At 68.8% G+C, this 15,901-nt stretch carries 7 protein-coding genes and 1 pseudogene; 1 reads left to right on the plus strand and 7 read right to left on the minus strand.

What is annotated here, in order from left to right:
* Positions 1–464: 464 nt before the first annotated feature.
* The 4 genes from FB558_RS17695 to FB558_RS17705 all read right to left on the minus strand — a co-directional run bounded on the left by FB558_RS17695 (position 465) and on the right by FB558_RS17705 (position 10,354).
* Positions 465–3,371: a DUF499 domain-containing protein gene (locus tag FB558_RS17695; RefSeq protein ID WP_342787458.1), complete on the minus strand. Its 2,907-nt coding sequence runs from the start codon at positions 3,369–3,371 to the stop codon at positions 465–467.
* Positions 3,368–6,148 (minus strand): hypothetical protein, encoded by a 2,781-nt coding sequence (locus FB558_RS44555; RefSeq protein ID WP_246106589.1) that lies wholly within the window; start codon positions 6,146–6,148, stop codon positions 3,368–3,370. The genes FB558_RS17695 and FB558_RS44555 overlap by 4 nt, the downstream gene beginning before the upstream one ends.
* The gene (locus tag FB558_RS17700; RefSeq protein WP_142054877.1) at positions 6,145–9,354 is read right to left on the minus strand and encodes a helicase-related protein; all 3,210 of its coding nucleotides are present in this window, start codon (positions 9,352–9,354) and stop codon (positions 6,145–6,147) included. Before FB558_RS17700 ends, FB558_RS44555 begins: the two co-directional genes overlap by 4 nt.
* Positions 9,355–10,099: 745 nt before the next feature.
* Positions 10,100–10,354, minus strand: coding sequence for a GntR family transcriptional regulator (locus FB558_RS17705; RefSeq protein ID WP_142054879.1), 255 nt, complete (start codon positions 10,352–10,354; stop codon positions 10,100–10,102).
* A 582-nt stretch (positions 10,355–10,936) separates the two neighbouring features.
* On the opposite strand from FB558_RS17705, the gene FB558_RS17710 reads away from it, so the two are divergent.
* Positions 10,937–11,767, plus strand: a complete 831-nt coding sequence (locus tag FB558_RS17710; protein WP_142054881.1) for a DUF7178 family protein — start codon at positions 10,937–10,939, stop codon at positions 11,765–11,767.
* 149 nt (positions 11,768–11,916) lie between these two features.
* Here the strand turns inward: FB558_RS17710 and FB558_RS17715 are convergent.
* The 3 genes and pseudogenes from FB558_RS17715 to FB558_RS17730 all read right to left on the minus strand — a co-directional run.
* Positions 11,917–12,837: pseudogene (locus FB558_RS17715) on the minus strand (transposase); the annotation flags it as partial.
* Between the two features lie 642 nt (positions 12,838–13,479).
* Complete coding sequence (locus FB558_RS45525) at positions 13,480–14,202, minus strand: integrase core domain-containing protein (RefSeq protein ID WP_342787459.1); 723 nt, start codon at positions 14,200–14,202, stop codon at positions 13,480–13,482.
* A gap of 717 nt (positions 14,203–14,919) precedes the next feature.
* Positions 14,920–15,891 (minus strand): IS30 family transposase, encoded by a 972-nt coding sequence (locus FB558_RS17730; protein WP_246106683.1) that lies wholly within the window; start codon positions 15,889–15,891, stop codon positions 14,920–14,922.
* Positions 15,892–15,901: the final 10 nt, after the last annotated feature.

Consider the following 15,901-nt stretch of genomic DNA (forward strand, 5'->3'; position numbering starts at 1 on the left):
GGCATGCCGGCCCTGGCCGGTGGCTTCGGTACTCGGAGGCGGTGAAGGCGTATTCCGCCGCGGACTGCCGCGATCGTTCCTGCGTTCGTTGGCAGCTTCCGCTTCGTCTGGTTCTAGTTCGCCGGATCATTCGTGACTCCGTCGGCCGATCACGATGGCGTCGGGTGCAACCTTCGAATGGCATCTGGACTGGTGACTTGGCGTTGATTGCCCAGGCGCTGGAGGACATGCGGGGATGCGGGTGATGTGGCTCGCCATGGCCGATACCACACGTGTGTGCGCCGCAATTGCACGAACGAGGTCGCCGACCGACCCCGCAAAGTCCCCCACGTCTCCTAGATCCACTGACAAGCATCAGCTGAGACAGAAACGTCAAGCAACAACTGGGACTGGACACGTCGGTGCAAGGATCCGCGCGTACCTGTCTGCCAGGATACCCATGGCGCGGTGTCTGCAACGCAGCGTCAGAAGTCATCATCCTCGACGCGCACCTGTGATCCGAGTGCCTGGGCCTTTGCCGCGATGGCGCCCTGATGCCCCTCGGCAGTCACCAGAGTCAGGTGGAGTGTCAGCAGCTGGTGGTCGGCGGAGTTGGCGTTGTCGATCACCTTCGCCAACTCCCTGAACAGCTGCCACGCCTGGTCGCGAGCGTCCGCACCAGTGATGCTGCGGTTCGCGAGCTGGATCGTGTACCGCTTGTAGACGGTCGGACCCGCCGGCTTTGCCGAACTGGACTTGGTCGGATCGTGGTCCGCGCGGTCGTCGGGGGCAGAAGACCGAGTGTTCTGGTCGTCCTCGCCGGGCGTGCCGCCGGGGGTGACTGGCTGTGGACCGGGCGATGTCGTCGGCTGTTCCGGTCGGCGGCGCAGCGCCTGGTTGATGGAGTTGATGGAGATCTGCTCGGGCGTGGCGATCGACAGTGGATTGTTCTCTGCGTCGACGAGCTCCCAACCGCCGTTGAGCAGGTCATACAACACACGGCGGATCTCGTCGGTGGAGGTGATCAGCGGAAACGACGGATTCTTATAGAACGACTGAACGATCTCACGAGGGGTGAGTACGCGGTCGAAGCCCTCGAGGAGAGCGGCGACGTAGCTTGCGGACAGCCCCGCTGGCAGGGTGGCACGACCGGCCTCGACCAGGGCAGTCCACACGTGCCCGCCGTTGAGCGCGGTGCGTGTGTCGTCGTCGAACCGCTTGAACTCGACGTGCAGCTCACCCGCGCGAACCAGGTAGGCGAAGTGCTGATAGGCGCGCTCAGCGTCGCGGCGTAGCTTCGCCAGCGCCTCATCGTGCTTGCCGCGCGCCTCCCGGACCTCGTCCTCGGAGTCGTTGGTAAGCTGCTTGAGCACCTCGCGCCACGCGAGGACCTCCGCGGCCCGCTTGAACGCGATGTCACGGCGCTGAGTGTTGACACAAGCGATGACGCAGCTGGCGGCGTTGTCCACGCGCAGCGGGTGGTCGCCAAGTCCGAGCAGAGCGGTGATGTCGTCCCGGCTGGCGGAGTCCTTGCCGTTGAGCAGCGTCCACCGGCGCGGGTCGAGGAGCACCAGCCGGGTCTCGCTGCTGTCGACGCCCTCGAAGACCTTCTCCAGCGGCTCCTCACCGGCGGGCTTGTCGACGGTCACGAGGTTGTAGAAGACGCCCTTCGAGGCCAGCTTCTGCGCCTGCTCCCACACCAGCTCGCCGCGCGCCTCCGGCGGGACGACCGCCATCGCCGCGGTGAAGTACATGCGCAGTGTCTGCTTGATCGACAGGTGGTAGCGGGCCGGCGCGTTGGTGGGCGTGGTGACCTCGAGGGCACCGAGGCCGTCGTCGCCGGTGAGCTTGTTGAACACCTCCTCGGCGGCCGGGTACGGCACGGGGGCGCCTGCGGGCCCGAAGATGGCCAGCATCAGCTCGGCCTTCGTGGCGCCGCGGCGGCCCCGACCCCGGCTGACGATGGAGTAGCACAGCAGAGCGGTGGCCATGCGCACCGCGGGTGCCGGCTGGTCGACAGTGACGCCGTCGCGGCGCAGCGCCACGTCGACGTTGACCGCGCGACCGCTGCGGCCGTCGGTGCTGGTGACGTCGGTGTTCGCTACCGCCCGATAGCCCTGGATGGCGCGGTCGTTGCCGAGCAGCAGGCCGGACGAGAGCAACTGCTCGAGGGCGACGGTCAGCGGGATATCGCCGACGCCGATCAGCGGCGGAGCCCAGCGGCTGGCCTTGTGCTCGGTGACCCAGTACAGCGCGGTGCGGGCGAAGATGGCGACGGTCGAGCGGACCCGCTGGAAGCCGGAGACCTGCGACCACTCCTCGCGGACCAACCGCATCAGCTCCGGGTGGAATGGGTAGCTGGCGACCGCCCGCTCCTCGAAGCCGGGCAGCCCGCGATTGGCACCGAGCTTATCGAACACGTGCTGGCGCCAGGCCGGGTCGGCGGCCGTGTACCGACGGGTCAGGTCCCGGAGGGGCAGCTCGCCGTCGGGCAGCTCGAACAGCCGGCGCCGGATGATCGCGGAGAAGTCCTGCGCCTCGGTGACCGCGACGGTCTGACCGTTGCGGACCAGCCGGGCGGCGACGTAGTCGCGGAAGTCGACGGCCGCCGGTGGATAGCCGCGCTCGTCGAGCTCGGAGCGAATCATCACGACGACGAATGCCACCCGCGGGACGTCGTCGCAGGCGTCCAGCAGCGCGTTGAGGAACGCCTTCTCGCTCGGCATCGTGTCGATGTGGGCGACGTCGGCGAGCGCCAGGACGTAGTCCATGAGCTCGTCGAGCAGGATGAGCACCGGCCGTCCGGCGTCGGTCAGCGCCTGCTGCAGGGTGCCCTTGTTCGGCCCGCCGGCGACGTAGCGCTGGTAGCGGTCCATGTCCCCGCCGACGAGTGCCCAAATGAACCGCTCGAACAGGTTGGTCGCAGGGCCGAACACCTCGCTGGTGCTGCCCGGGCTGAAGTAGTCCGCGGTCAGCGTCACCGTGACCGCGCCGATGAGGTCGACCTCGCCCGTGCCGCGGGCGGCCTCGGCGTAGACCTGCTGGCCGAGGTCGGTGGCGAAGAACCCTTCGGGGCTGCTCGCCATGTGGTACAGCCCGACGAGCGCGTGGCTCTTGCCGCCGCCCATCCCCTGGTCCAGGTGGAACAGGGCCGGGGCGTCGGCGTTGGTGCCCAGCCGGCGGGCGACCCGGGCGAAGAACCCGACCAGGTTCGGGGTGGGCTCGGTGATGTTGCCGTAGTACTCGACCTTGCGGTAGGGCACGTCGACGGTCTGGTAGACGGCCTTGTGCAGGCTCATCTGGAGCTCGCCCACCGACCCGTCGGAGGCGCGGACCTCGGGCCGCAGCTCGAGGATGTCCGCCCAGTGCTGCGCGGCGTTGCTGGCGATCATGCTTGGTCCTCCCCGAAGGACAGCGTGAGCTGCGCCCGCGCGTCCGCTTCTGCCGCGGCCGCGGCGGCCACGTACTCGATCATGGTTCCGATGGTTCCGGCGTTGCGCTGAACCGCCGTGAGGGCCTTTGTGACCGGGTCGCTGGCCGGCAGCTGCCGGAGGGTCTCGGCGACGACCGCCCACAGGTGCGCGTCGTTAGCCTGACGGTCGGCGGTCGCCATGACGGTCGCCACCGCCTCGGTGCCGCCGTCGTCCCATGCCTTCGCCATCGCCCGAGCGACCTCGAAGTTCGAGGACCGCTCGGTGACCGCATCCGGGGCGTCCAGGCGCAGCTTGAAGCCGCTCTTGCTCTCGGTCAGCAGCGGCCCGCGCATGTCCTCCAGCCGGAGGTTGTCGGCCTGGGCGAGGAACCTGGCCTCCCCCTTCGGGACGTCGGTGCGGCCGTAAAGCCGCTGCCAGAAGACGGCGAATCGGGTGGGGGCATCGAAGGTCTCCAGCGGCAGCTGGTCGACCTTCAGCGCGGTCGCATCCCGCACCGCGGCCCGGGCCAGGGTCAGGTAGCGGTCCAGACCGGCCTGCTCGCCGGTGGGCAGCAGCACGCTGCTGTACCGGCCGTAGACCTCCATCGCCGGCCCGTAGGCGGCCATCAGCTGGTCGGTGAGCGCCAGCCCGTCGGTGTCCCACTGCAGCACCGCGGACTTGACCGCGGTGGTGACCTCGCGGTCGACCTGCGCGGCGGTGGCGACGGGCCGCTGCGGTGCGGCGACCCGGCAGCCGATCGTGACGGTGACCTTGATGCTCGCCACTCCGGTGTTGCCGGCCTCGGTGCGCGAGGGCCAGGAGCTTGTGACGACGAAGCCGGCGTCGCGTAGCGCGGCAAGCAGTCGCAGCCAGGCGTCGGGGTCGGAGTGGCCGAAGACGACGACGAGGTGACCGTCCGGCCGCAGGACCCGCTTCGCCTCGGCGAAGGCGCGACTGAGCATTTGTTCGTAGAAGTCGCGGGTGCGGTGCTCCCCAGGTGCGTTGCCGCGCTTGACGATGATCTCGTCGGTCTTGTCCTGGAGGCCGGTCCCACCGAACAGATCAGGCATGACGTCGAACAGGCCGCGCTTCAGCCAGACGTAGAACAGATCGGACGCGTCGGCGTAGTCGATCATGTTGTAGTACGGCGGATCGGTGATGACGGCGTCGACGGAGTTGTCCCGGAATGGAAGGGCAACTGCAGAAGCGCGGCGAAATCGTCCCGAGCGACCGGCGCCGTTTTCCTTTATGACCTTCTCGAGCGTCTTGAGGCCGTTGGACGCGATGGACCCCCATGTGCCAGGTCCGGCGCCTGGACCTGTCTCGAGGTAGTCGAGGTTGAAGGCGACCTTGCTCTCGTCAGTGAAGATGTCGTGACAGTCCAGCCGGTTCTGCTGGGATCCGTCCGGCTTGCCATGTCGGTTCAGCCGAGCACCCCTGGTTGAGCGGCGCAGCTTCCTCACCAACGTGCCGGCGGCAAAGCCTGTGAGCGCGGAAGCGTAGTCCGAGCTGGCACTCGCCGTGAGCATGTCACTGTGGCACGAACGAATGGCGCGGACGAGGGCCACAATGTACGCGGTCTGTCGTGCGTTTATGAGCGCGCCGTACGTCCGGAAGCCGTAGCCGCTAGCACGAATCGTGTCCTGATTGCCTGGGGGAATCGGCTCGTCAGGAACCTCCGTGAGGTTCCCAACGCGCCCGAACTGCACTGCCGAGACCTTCTCGAGTGCGGCGAAGTCGGCTTGAGACGGCGCCCGGAACACCTTGCGCGGGGTCTCTCCGCCATCGGCCACGGCGAGCAGGACGTCGGTGAACTCACCGTTGGCCCCCTTTGCCTTGACGGCGTCGAGGGGATGCGTGTGCTTGCAGAACACGCACCGCGCGCTCTTACCCTTGCGCCCGACGGCTGCGGCGAACGTGGGCTCCTGGACTGGCAGCCCGTCCCTCACCTCGGTACGCCACGTGTCATCGTCCACAATGAGGTAAAGGGTCTGCCCAGGGTCGTCCCTGCGCGCGTAAGGATGCCGCAGCGACAAGCTGCCGATGAGTGGAAAACGTCGTTTGCAGTGGTCACATGGGATGCTCAGCGCCCACAGGTAGGCCCACGGGTGCTCGCCGGCTGCGTTTAGGGGGTAGAGCTGGGCCACCTCGGTGGCCGCCCGCCGACCGACTTCGGCGAGCAACGATGCCACGTCGTTCAACAGCCGCGGCGCCTCCTCGGGGAAGAGCGTCGCGTCGCCTAATGTCTCGGTGGCGAATGGCAGTCGCGGCTCTCCGGACCAGTCACGCATTGGGTACTCGGCCAGCAGACGGCCAGCCAGCGTCGCTACGGGGCTCAGGTCGGTGCCCACCGCGGTGACACCGAGCCGCGCCGCCTCCAGCGGGATGATGCCGCGACCGGAGAAGACGTCGAGCACAACCGGCCGGCCCGCCGGGTAGTCCTCGGCGAGCGCCGCCTCAACTGTCTCGCGGGCGTCCCGGCTTCCCGAGGAAACCAGGTCAACGACGGCCGAGCGGAGGTCCTCCCTGTCTGGTAGCAGCGTAGTCAAGACGGCCGCGCGGGCCTGCGCGATCGGCCGGGACGCGAACCAGGTGAACAGAGCCTTCTCGCTCAGCCCACTACCTGCGGGGGTCTTGACTGCGGCATCTACAGGTCCACAGGGGAACCACCTGTCGATCATCCTGGTGCGCACGTCATGGACGGTGCTGAACGTCGGCGGGGTGTCACTCGTCTGCTGGAGCTCGTCGACGCTCACTGATCGCCTTTCATAAGCTGTTTCAGGTCGGTGACCTTGATCTGGAACCGTTCGATGCGCCGCGGACCGGCGGCCAACTGGCCGGCCGGGTCCTGGGCGCGGAGGACGACCGTCGGCGCGGTCGCGCAGTTGGTGACCACGTACAGCCAGTAGTCCTCGCCACGCTGCTGGGCCTGCGCCCACTCGTGCTGCTCGAGCCACACTGCCTCGAGTCCGGCCTGGAAGCCCTTGACCTCGACCAGCCGCTGTTCGCCGGTCTGCGCGTGCCGGGCGAATAGGTCGTAGCCGACGCCGGCGGTCTGCCGGTCGTCGACGACGTAGCCGAGCCGCTCCAGCTCCTCCAGGACGGTCGCGACGGCGACCGCCTCGCTGTCGGGGTCGTAGCCGAGCTCGGTGCTGCGGGCGCCGGCGGCCACCTGCGCCCAACCGATCAGCCGCGGCGCGGTGCCGGTGACCTTGCCGATGTCCTCCAGCTGTCGGAGCCGGTCGGCCTTGAGCGCGGCGAAGGCCTCCCGCCGCTCGCGGCGGACCTCCGCGGGCAGTTCGTCGAGCTCGTCGAGGTGGCGGTACTCGACCTGGTCGAGCTGCTCGCGGGCCTTCGCTACCCAGGCAGAGCGCTCGGTGCGGACGCGGTCGACCTCGCGGGCCAGTGCGGCCTGCGCCTGGGCCATGCCCTCCGTGCGCACCGCCGGCGGCAAGGTTGTCGCCGCGGACCCGGTGGTGTCCGGACGCAGCGTCATCAGGGATTCCCAGGCGATCTCGAACGCGCCCGCGGCGGAGAACCGGATGAGCAGCGGCGCCTTGCGACGGTGGCGGCGGACGCCGTCGTGCGCCTCGACCTCGCCGTCGTAGATCAGCAGCGTGTAGCCGGTCAGTGCGGCGGTGTCGACCAGCTGGGTGCCGCGGATGAGCTCGGTCTCGCCTTCGTGCAGAGCCAGGTCGACGAGCTCGGCGAACGGCTCCTCGGTGGGACCGAGCACCACGACGTCGTCGAGGCCCTGGGCGCCGTCGTTGATCGCCTGGCGTACCGATGCGCCGTCGGCGGCGACCAGACGCTCGAGGCCGCCGCCGAGTGCCGGCGGCAGCCGGACCTGCGCGGTGACCTCGCGGATGCCCTTCGCCGGGCCGGGGCCCAGCGCCCAGTCGCGTGCGCGGGCCAGCTGGTCGACGAAGGCGTCGACGATGACCGGGTTGATCGCTTCCAGTCGGTCAGCTCGGAAGCGGGCCATCGCCTCGGCGGTGTTGGCCGGGGTGTGCAGCCGGTCCTCGTCGGCGACCAGTTCGCGGGCGGCGTCGAGCAGCTCCTGGGTGCCCGGCACGGGTACGTGGATGGGGGCGCCGGTGCGCTGGGCCTCGACCAGGGCGCGCCCGTAGTCGAATCCCGCGCGGGCGGCGGTCGCGTCGAGCAGGTCAAAGATCCTACCGCCCAACGACTCGCCGGCGGCTTCCAGGTTCTCGAGCATGACCTCCTGGACGCGGCCTTCGCGGGTGGCTGGGGCGACCAGGTGGTAGATGTGCACCGGCCGCGTCTGGCCGATGCGATGTAGCCTGCCCATGCGCTGTTCGAGGCGAACCAACGACCAGGGGATGTCCCAGTCAATCATGACGTTCGCGCTCTGTAGGTCGATGCCTTCGCCGCCGGCGTCGGTGCTCACCAGCACCTGGAAGTCACCGTCGAGGAACCGCTGCTGCAGCCGGTCGCGCTCCCGGTGGCCGACGGCGCCCTCGAGCGTCTCAACGGTAAACCCGGCATTGGCGAACATGCCGGCCAGCCAGCGCGCGGTGTCCGCGAACTCGCTGAAGACCAGCAGCTGACTTTCGCCGGGGCGGATCCCGTGCTTTTCCAACAGCTCACAGGCTCGGAGCCACTTGGTTGGCGTGCCGCCGACGGTGGCCAGCCGCAGGGCCTCGAGGACGGAGGCGATTCGCTCCAATTCCCTGCCCTTGTCCTTAGTGCGGGCGGAGACAACCGCGTCCTCGGCACGCTGCCACGCCTCCTCGTCGGTGACCTCGAGCTGCAGTTCAGTCCCGTCACCGACGAACTCATCGGGGACCGCCGCGTCAGAGCGCCCGCTTGCCGGACCGCGAAGCGCCTCCTCGCGGCGGCGGATGGTCGCCGCCGCCGCCACCACCGACGACGCCGCGCGCTTGCCGTAGATGGACCGCGCCAGGGTCGCGTTCTCGCCGTAGAAGTTGTCGACGTAGTCCATGACGGCGGTATAGGCGGCCTCCTCCGCGCCCGTTAGGTCGACCGGGACGGTCTCGGCGTAGCGGGGCGGGAACAGCGGCCGGCCCTCGAAGTCCTTCAGCTCCTCCTTCATCCGCCGCAGGAAGGACAGCGTGCTTGGGCGTAGCGCCGTGTCGTACTCCGTCTGCCGTGGATCCCACGGGTAGAGGGTCGGGTCAAGCAGGTTCAGCAGCCCGCGGAAGAAATGTTCCTTGCCGCGGTGCGGCGTGGCGGTTAGCAGCAGCAGGTGGTGCGTCCCGGCCCCGAGCTCCCGGGCCGCGGTCAGGTACTGCGAGGTGGGGGTCAACCGGTGCGCCTCGTCGAAGACCGCGAGCGACCACGAGGCCCGGGTCCCAGCCACCTTGCGGCGCACGTCGGTGTTGTAGGTGTACAGGTCGACCGAGACGACCCACACGCTCACGCGCGGATCGAGCTCCTTCGGGTCGCGGGCGAGCTCCGGAGTGAGCCGGTCGGCCTCGATGGCGAAGTACCGGCGCAGGTCCCGCCGCCACTTCTCCACCAGGTGGGCCGGGACGACGATTACCGTCCGCCCTGGGATCAGTCCCCGCCGCGTTCCCTCGGCCAGGTACATCCCCGTCATGATCGTCTTGCCGGTGCCGGGTTCGTCGGCGAGCAGGAACCGCAGTCGGGGCTGGGCGAGCATGTGAGTGAAGACGGCCTCGTCCTGGTGCGCGTACGGCCGCAGAGGCCTGGTCGCCAGCACTGCCGAACGGATGCGCGGAACGGCGTACTGCATCCAGCGGCCCCACAGCCCGGTCAGCGCACGCTCCGGGTCTCCGCCAGAATCGTTGACCGGCACGAGCGCGCGGTGCAGGTCACTGGCGTCGAGTGACGCCTCCCCGAGAGTGCCGTCGCCGCGGCGGAACACTAGGTCGGCGCCGGACGGGCTCGGCGTGGCCGCCAGGACGGTGACGAGCTTCCCGTCAACGGCCACCTGCGCGCCCGGCTCAGGCAGCACAGCATCCGCCGCCCAGACCGCTATCGGCGGCCAGCCGGTCTCCCCGACCCACCAAGCGCGAGCTTCGTTCGGTCATTTCGTCCAAGCCCGCGCATCGGAGTCGACGAGCTTGCCTGCTCCGCCCGATCTTTGCCCTGCCAGCGTCTGGGCCCTTGTCCGAGGCCCTTCCGACATGTGCCCGCCTCGGGGGGCGATCGTCGTCCCGAGTCCGAGCAGGCTGTGCAGTGCGTCCTAAGGGCGCGTGGCTTGGCGTCGATGAGTGCTCCGAGCTCGCTGCATTGCGACCCGTGGACTGCGCCCTCACGGCGATAGGAGCCGTGGTCCGACACGCTCGGGTGCTTGAGCTGCTGTGCATGGCCGAGGAACGAAAGACCCGGACAGCTGGATAAACGAGCGTCACCTCGGCACTGCCTGCATCGAAAGCGTCGTCGATCACGTTTGTCCTACCCGTCCATTTGCCGGGCAGCGCGGCGGGGCTGCCGTCGTTCAACGCAGGGCCAACCGGACCAACGGAGAAGTTCGGATGATGCCGTAGTTCTGCTTCGTCTTCGCTGCCTGCAGCCGCATCGTTACTTAGGGCAGCAGTCGGGTCGACAGATGAGGCGAGCCTGGCTGGCCCTTCCGAGCTCGGGGCCGACTGGGCCGGGGAGGCCTGTCTGCGCAATCGTTGCTCTCCAGCCGGCTGCTGCTCCATCGGCAACTACCGCGCGGCGACCAGGCGAGGCGATCACCTCGCCGGCGTCGGTCAGATTCGTCGCCCGATGCGCCGTTGCGCCAGACACCGATAGCGGCCGGCGATCGTCTTGATCGTCGGGATCAGGTCTCCTGCACTCAACGCACCACAACGGATCGCGGCCCGAAGGTCGGCGGCGATGCGCTGGTAGCGGCTCCCCGGCTCGTCCAGGTCATCTGCGGCCGTTGACGAGGCAGCAAGGTCGTTCGCCCCGAAGGTCGACGAGCCGAGGCGGAACCGGGCGGCGCTCACCACGACGTCGCTCATCCCGTGGTCCGTCCCTCCTGCGTCCGCGCGGTGCGCCACGGTTGCGGGCGACGCGGCGCCGTTGGCCGACGAGGCAAAGACGTTGCCGGGCACGCGCGGGCTTGACCGGGTGAAGCAGCAACGTCAGTCGGAGGCCGACGTATGACCATGCCATGGTTGCTTGGGTGCAGCGACCACCAGCCGCCAGCAGCCCGGGCACTGTGGCATCTGTGAGTGTCGTTGCGGTGCTCCCGGGTGGAGAACCACCAGGCTCGGCGGAACTGTTCCGCAGGGCTCGCGCCAACGTCGGGCCAGGGTTGCGTCCACGAGATCCCTGGCGGAGGATTGGCCTCCGCGCCGCTGTCAGGGATGTCGGCGAGTCGCTGACCCCACGGGATTCTGCGGAACCCAGTGGGCCGTGACGTCCGCGTGTAGCCTTTGAATTAGAGGGACCGGCACCGGCCGGGAAATGGCGTTTCGGCCCCCATGCTCGATGAGAAATCGGATCTTCCTCGGGACAGGAGATCGACATGCCAGAATATTGACCGTGGCCGCAGGATCGCCACTGGTGACGACAAGGTTCCCGCAGAGCTTGTCAGTCAGATGGCCGACAAGGAAGAAAGGCGGGAATGGGCGCGCGTGGCCCGCGCTCGCGCCCAGGAGTTTGTCCGGCACCACCCGATGAAGGTCGAAAACGTCCTCGACCACTGGTATGTGGGGACCAACGACGAGCGTCGGCAGGGTATGGACTGGTATGTCGATGCGCGAGCGACCTGCGCAGTGATCGCCCAGGACACCGGACTGGGGCAGTACGAAGTGGCAGGTCTGGTGGCGGTCTACTCGGTTCAGACGGTGTGGGCCAGCACCATCGTGACCGCGGCCAGGGTGGCGAAGTCGAAGAACCCTCTGGGCGGTGTGGGCAGCGGCGTGATGGCCACTGAGCGTACCAAGGCTCAGGCTCAGCGGATCCTGAACGGGGATCATTACGACGAGGTGCTCAAGGGGTACAAGACCAATGCGTTTGCACACCTGATCTTCTACGGCGGCGACAGTTCCGAAGATGAGACTGCAGGGTGCACACGGGTCTGCATCGATAAACACGCCTACTCCGTGGCCTGCGGGACCCGTGCCACCGATGCCGCCTACGCCGCCTCCGGACTGCAGTCCAAGCTCTGTTACGAACAGGCCGCGAACTGCTACCGCGGGGCCGCGGATATCCTCAGCGACAACCAGGGCAGCTACATAGCGCCACATCAGGTGCAGGCCACGGTCTGGATCGTTCGCCAACGATTCAACGAATCGCAGAGCAAGGGCAACAACCGCCGCGCCCAGAGGGCGCTCGAGCGCATGCGGAGATATCTCAGCGAGAACCATCCCCGGGCCTCTCTCCTGATCCCGGCCAGCGGTTACTCCCGGCCTACGTCGCCCTGCTAGCCTCGATCTTTCGTAACGCTCGTACTGTGATCTTCAGGTTGGCGTGTTTGATCTTGTCGGGGGGCGGGCGGGGTCCGGGCAGGCGAGGTTGCCGGCTCAGCGTGTCTGCCGGTGCTCCGGGTCCTGGTCGTCGGCGCCGGGGGCGGTGGTCAAGGGGCGGGTAGCGCGGTCAATCGGGCGTGTGCGGTGGTGATCAGGTCGGCCCAGGGCCAGGCGGGGTCGATCTCGAGTAGGCGGCGGCGGGCGGTGCGCACGATCCGTCCGGCGACGGCGAGGATGCGCAGGCGCAGCCGTTTCGGCTCGTAGAGGGCGGCGGCCGTGGGCAGGGCGAGCCGGGCGGTCCAGGCCAGCAGGTCCGCGGCCAGCGCGGCGATGGCGACCCAGATCCGGTTCTGGTCCATGTCATGGAACGGGAGGTTGCGCAGACCGGTGTCCTTGCCGGCGCGGATGCGGTCTTCGACGCGGGCGTGGCGGCGATGGCGTAGCTCGAGGTCGGCGAGCTGGCGGGCGGGGCCGCCGCGGCCGGTGTTGGTGAGGAAGCCGGTGACGCGCATCCCGTCGGCGTCGGTGGTGCGCAGCTGGGCGCCGGGGTGTGGGCGTTCCTTGCGCAGGATCAGGCGGGTGCCGGGCGGCCAGCCGGGCAGCGGGATCAGCCCGGTGGCCTCGGCGACCCAGGCGCCGTCGCGGGGCTCGAGCTGGATCCCGGTCTCGGCGGCGCGCGGCTTGCGGGCCTGATAGGCCGGGGTCCACGCCTGTGTCGGCAGCGCGGCGAGTGCGGTGTGGATGTCGAGGTGGGCGAAGCTGGCGCCGACGGAGAACTCGACTCCCGCGGCGGCGAGGTGTGCGGCGAACTCGCCCGTAGCTGCGGCCGCGTCGGTGCGCACCAGCACCGGGATCCGCCCGTCGGGGTCCGGGACGCGCAGCGCGGCGGGCACCTGCGCGAGCGCGGCATCCAGCACCGCGACGTGGTCCGAGGCGGTGTTCGAGCCGGCCCTGCCCGGGCGCAACAGCTCGGCGACCGGTTCTCCAGCGCCGCCAGCTCCGTGATCTACGTAGCCGAGCAGCGGATCGAACCCGAACGTGCTCCTGTTGACTGAACTACTGGTCCCGTCGGTCGTGTCGCTGGACCTCGAGCGGGTTGGGCGGGGCTACGTTCCGCGGCCATGATCGACGGGATCGGTGAAGATCGTGATCTGTCCATGCTGGTCGTGCCGAGGGTCGGCGTGGTCGAGGCGGGTAGCGATCCGTGGGCGCCGGTTCGGCTGATCGACGGCGACGGCAATCTGGTCGTTCCGGTGATGGCGTTCCTGCAGGAGCTGCAGGCCTCGGGCCGCTCGGCTGCGACGCAGCGGTCGTATGCGATGGACCTGCTGCGCTGGTTCCGGTTCGGCTGGGCCATCGACGTCGGGTGGGACCAGGCGACCCGGGTCGAGGCTCGCGACTTCTGCCGCTGGTTGACGGTGCGGGACAAGTCGACCCGGGCCGCCTCCGGCGTCAGCAGGAGGCGTGTCGTGCCGAATGTGGTGACCGGCAAGCCAGGTCCGGGACCGAAGTACGCGGCGGCGACGCGGGCGCACTCGGAGACAGTCCTTCGGGTGTTCTACGACTTCCACCGCGACGCCGGGACGGGCCCGATGGTCAACCCGTTCCCGCTCTCCAGAGACCGGCGCGGCGGCCGGGCGAACGCTGTGAGTGCCGAGAACCTGGTCACATCATGCGACCTGCACATACTCGTGTACGAGGCCACCGAGGCGATCTCGTCGCAGCGGCCGAACGGTCGCTGCGGAGGGCGGGGGAGTGCGGCCTGCGGGCGGGTGCTGATGGAGCGATCGGTGCGGGCGGTGGGTGTTGTAGTGCTCGACGTATTCCTGCAACACCGCCGCGAGGTGGCGCGGTCCGGTGATGAGGATGTGGTCGAGGCATTCGCGGCGCAGGGTGCCGATGAAGCGCTCGGCGATCGCGTTCGCCCGGGGTGCCCGAACCGGGGTGCGGATGATGCGGATGTCGGCGCCGACGAACACGGCGTCGAAGGCGGCGGTGAACTTGCTGTCCCGGTCGCGGATCAAGAACTGAAACTGGTCGGCGCGGCCGCCGAGGGCCATGAGCAGGTTGCGGGCCTGCTGGGTGACCCAGGCTCTGGTGGGGTGGGCAGTGATCCCGGCTATGCGAACACGGCGGTTGCCGTGCTCGATCACCACCAGGATGTAGAGGCGGCGCAGGAAGACGGTGTCGACGTGGGCGAAGTCGGCCGCGAGGATCGCGTTGGCCTGCGCAGCCAGGAACTGCCGCCAGGTCGGCCCGGACCGTTGAGGCGCGGGGTCGATGCCAGCGGCCTTGAGAATCTTCCACACCGTGGAAGCGGCGACTGGATGGCCGAGTCCGACAAGCTCACCCTGGATGCGTCGGTAGCCCCAGGTGGGGTTCTCTCGGGCCATCTGCAGCACCAGGGCCCGGATTGGCTCTGGGGTGAGTGGGCGACCCGGTTGGCGTCGTGGGTAGGTCCAGCGGCGGGCGACGAGGTGGGCGTGCCAGCGTAGCAGGGTTCTGGGTGACACCAGTCGCAGCCGGCGCAGCTGCGGGGGGAGCAGCCTGCTCAGGGCGCTGAGGAACGCACGGTCAACCCAGCTCAACGTCGGGCGTGGATTGCCTCGGCGCAGCACGGCGAGCTCGTGACGGAGCACGAGGATCTCGGCTTCCTTGGCTGCGTCGGATCGGGCGAGCAGCGCCAGCCAGCTCAGCACGCGGGCGAGCGCCAGGTACGTGAGTCGAATGGCCACAGCGAGCGATCATCCTTGGCCGCGGGTCGGGCTGCGGCTGCAGGAGTTGCTGTGTGCGAATGCGCTTATCAGACGCCGTGGCAGGGTTCTCGGCACCCACACCACAACCTCGTCAAGATCTCGACCCTCGCTGCATGATCGCCCCACAAGTGGAGATCAACACCCGCCCGGGCCGACCGCCAGCCCTCTGATTCGAGCGATCGGCCTTCTTCAGGGCCAAGTAGTGAGCGAGATGCTGATGTCGACCAGCGGTGCGCGACCCGACCGGACCCGCCAGCACTGCGCCTCGGTACTCGAACCCCTCGACGAACGCCATCTCCGCTCCGGTGGGGTTGTCTCGTCGATTCGGTTGTTGCCCGCCATACCTGGGCAGATTCAGCCAGTCGAAGCATTCGCCTCGACGAGTTCGGTGAATAACTCGGAGGGCTTCTTCCAGTTGTGAATCTTACGGGGTCTGTCGTTGATGTCGGAAGCCACCATCGCCAAGTATGTCGGATCGGAGGTGATTGTCACACCTTTGGGGAAGTACTCGCGCACGATGCGGTTGAGGTTCTCGTTGCTGCCGCGCTCCCACGGGCTGTGCGGATGGGCGAAGTACACCGGCAGCCCGGTCGCGGTGATCGTGGCGTGTCGGGCCATCTCCGAGCCGCAGTCCCAGGTCAGCGAGCGACGGATCTGGTCGGGCAGGCCGTGGGTGGCGGCGATGACCGCGTCACCCACGGTCAACGAGTCACGCCCGGTTAAGGGCACCAGGATGAGGAACCGGGAGGTGCGCTCGACCAGCGTCGCGACCGCGGTCTTGCCGCCCTTGCCGATCACGAGGTCCCCCTCCCAATGCCCGGGCACCTGACGGCCCTCGACCTCGGCCGGGCGGTCGTCGATGTAAACCGGCTCCCGGATCCGCGGCGCCGGCTCGGGGCGCCGCCCGCCCTTGCGGGCCTTACGGCCGGTGCGCAGGCTGATCAGTTCGCTGGCCAGGGTGGACACCGGCTGGGCGTAGACCCACTGGTAGATCGCCTCGTGAGACACCCGGCAAGCCTGGTCGCTGGCGTACTCGACCGGCAACCGGCCCGCGATCGAGGCCGGGGACCACCCGTCGCGCAGCTGCTGACACACCACTGCCCGCAGCCGGGGTGAGCGCTCCACGGCGAACCGCTTCGGCCGCTCGCGCGCGGCGCACGCCGTGGTGTCCGCGACCACCGCCCGATACCCGCCACGGCCGCCGTGACGGGCCACCTCGCGCGAGATCACCGACGCATCGCGCCCGAGCCGCAACCCGATCTCGGTGAACTGCAGGCCCTCGGCCAGGCCACGGGAGATCTCCTCACGATCCGACAACATCAACATCACGCGCACG

This window comes from Pseudonocardia kunmingensis (genome assembly GCF_006716445.1).
Lineage (GTDB): Bacteria > Actinomycetota > Actinomycetes > Mycobacteriales > Pseudonocardiaceae > Pseudonocardia > Pseudonocardia kunmingensis.

Coding starts and splice junctions, on each gene's coding strand:
- FB558_RS45525 (WP_342787459.1), bottom strand. CDS start 14,202: ATGGCCCGAGAGAACCCCACCTGGGGCTACCGACGCATCCAGGGTGAG.
- FB558_RS17705 (WP_142054879.1), bottom strand. CDS start 10,354: ATGAGCGACGTCGTGGTGAGCGCCGCCCGGTTCCGCCTCGGCTCGTCG.
- FB558_RS17730 (WP_246106683.1), bottom strand. CDS start 15,891: ATGTTGATGTTGTCGGATCGTGAGGAGATCTCCCGTGGCCTGGCCGAG.
- FB558_RS17695 (WP_342787458.1), bottom strand. CDS start 3,371: ATGATCGCCAGCAACGCCGCGCAGCACTGGGCGGACATCCTCGAGCTG.
- FB558_RS17710 (WP_142054881.1), top strand. CDS start 10,937: ATGGCCGACAAGGAAGAAAGGCGGGAATGGGCGCGCGTGGCCCGCGCT.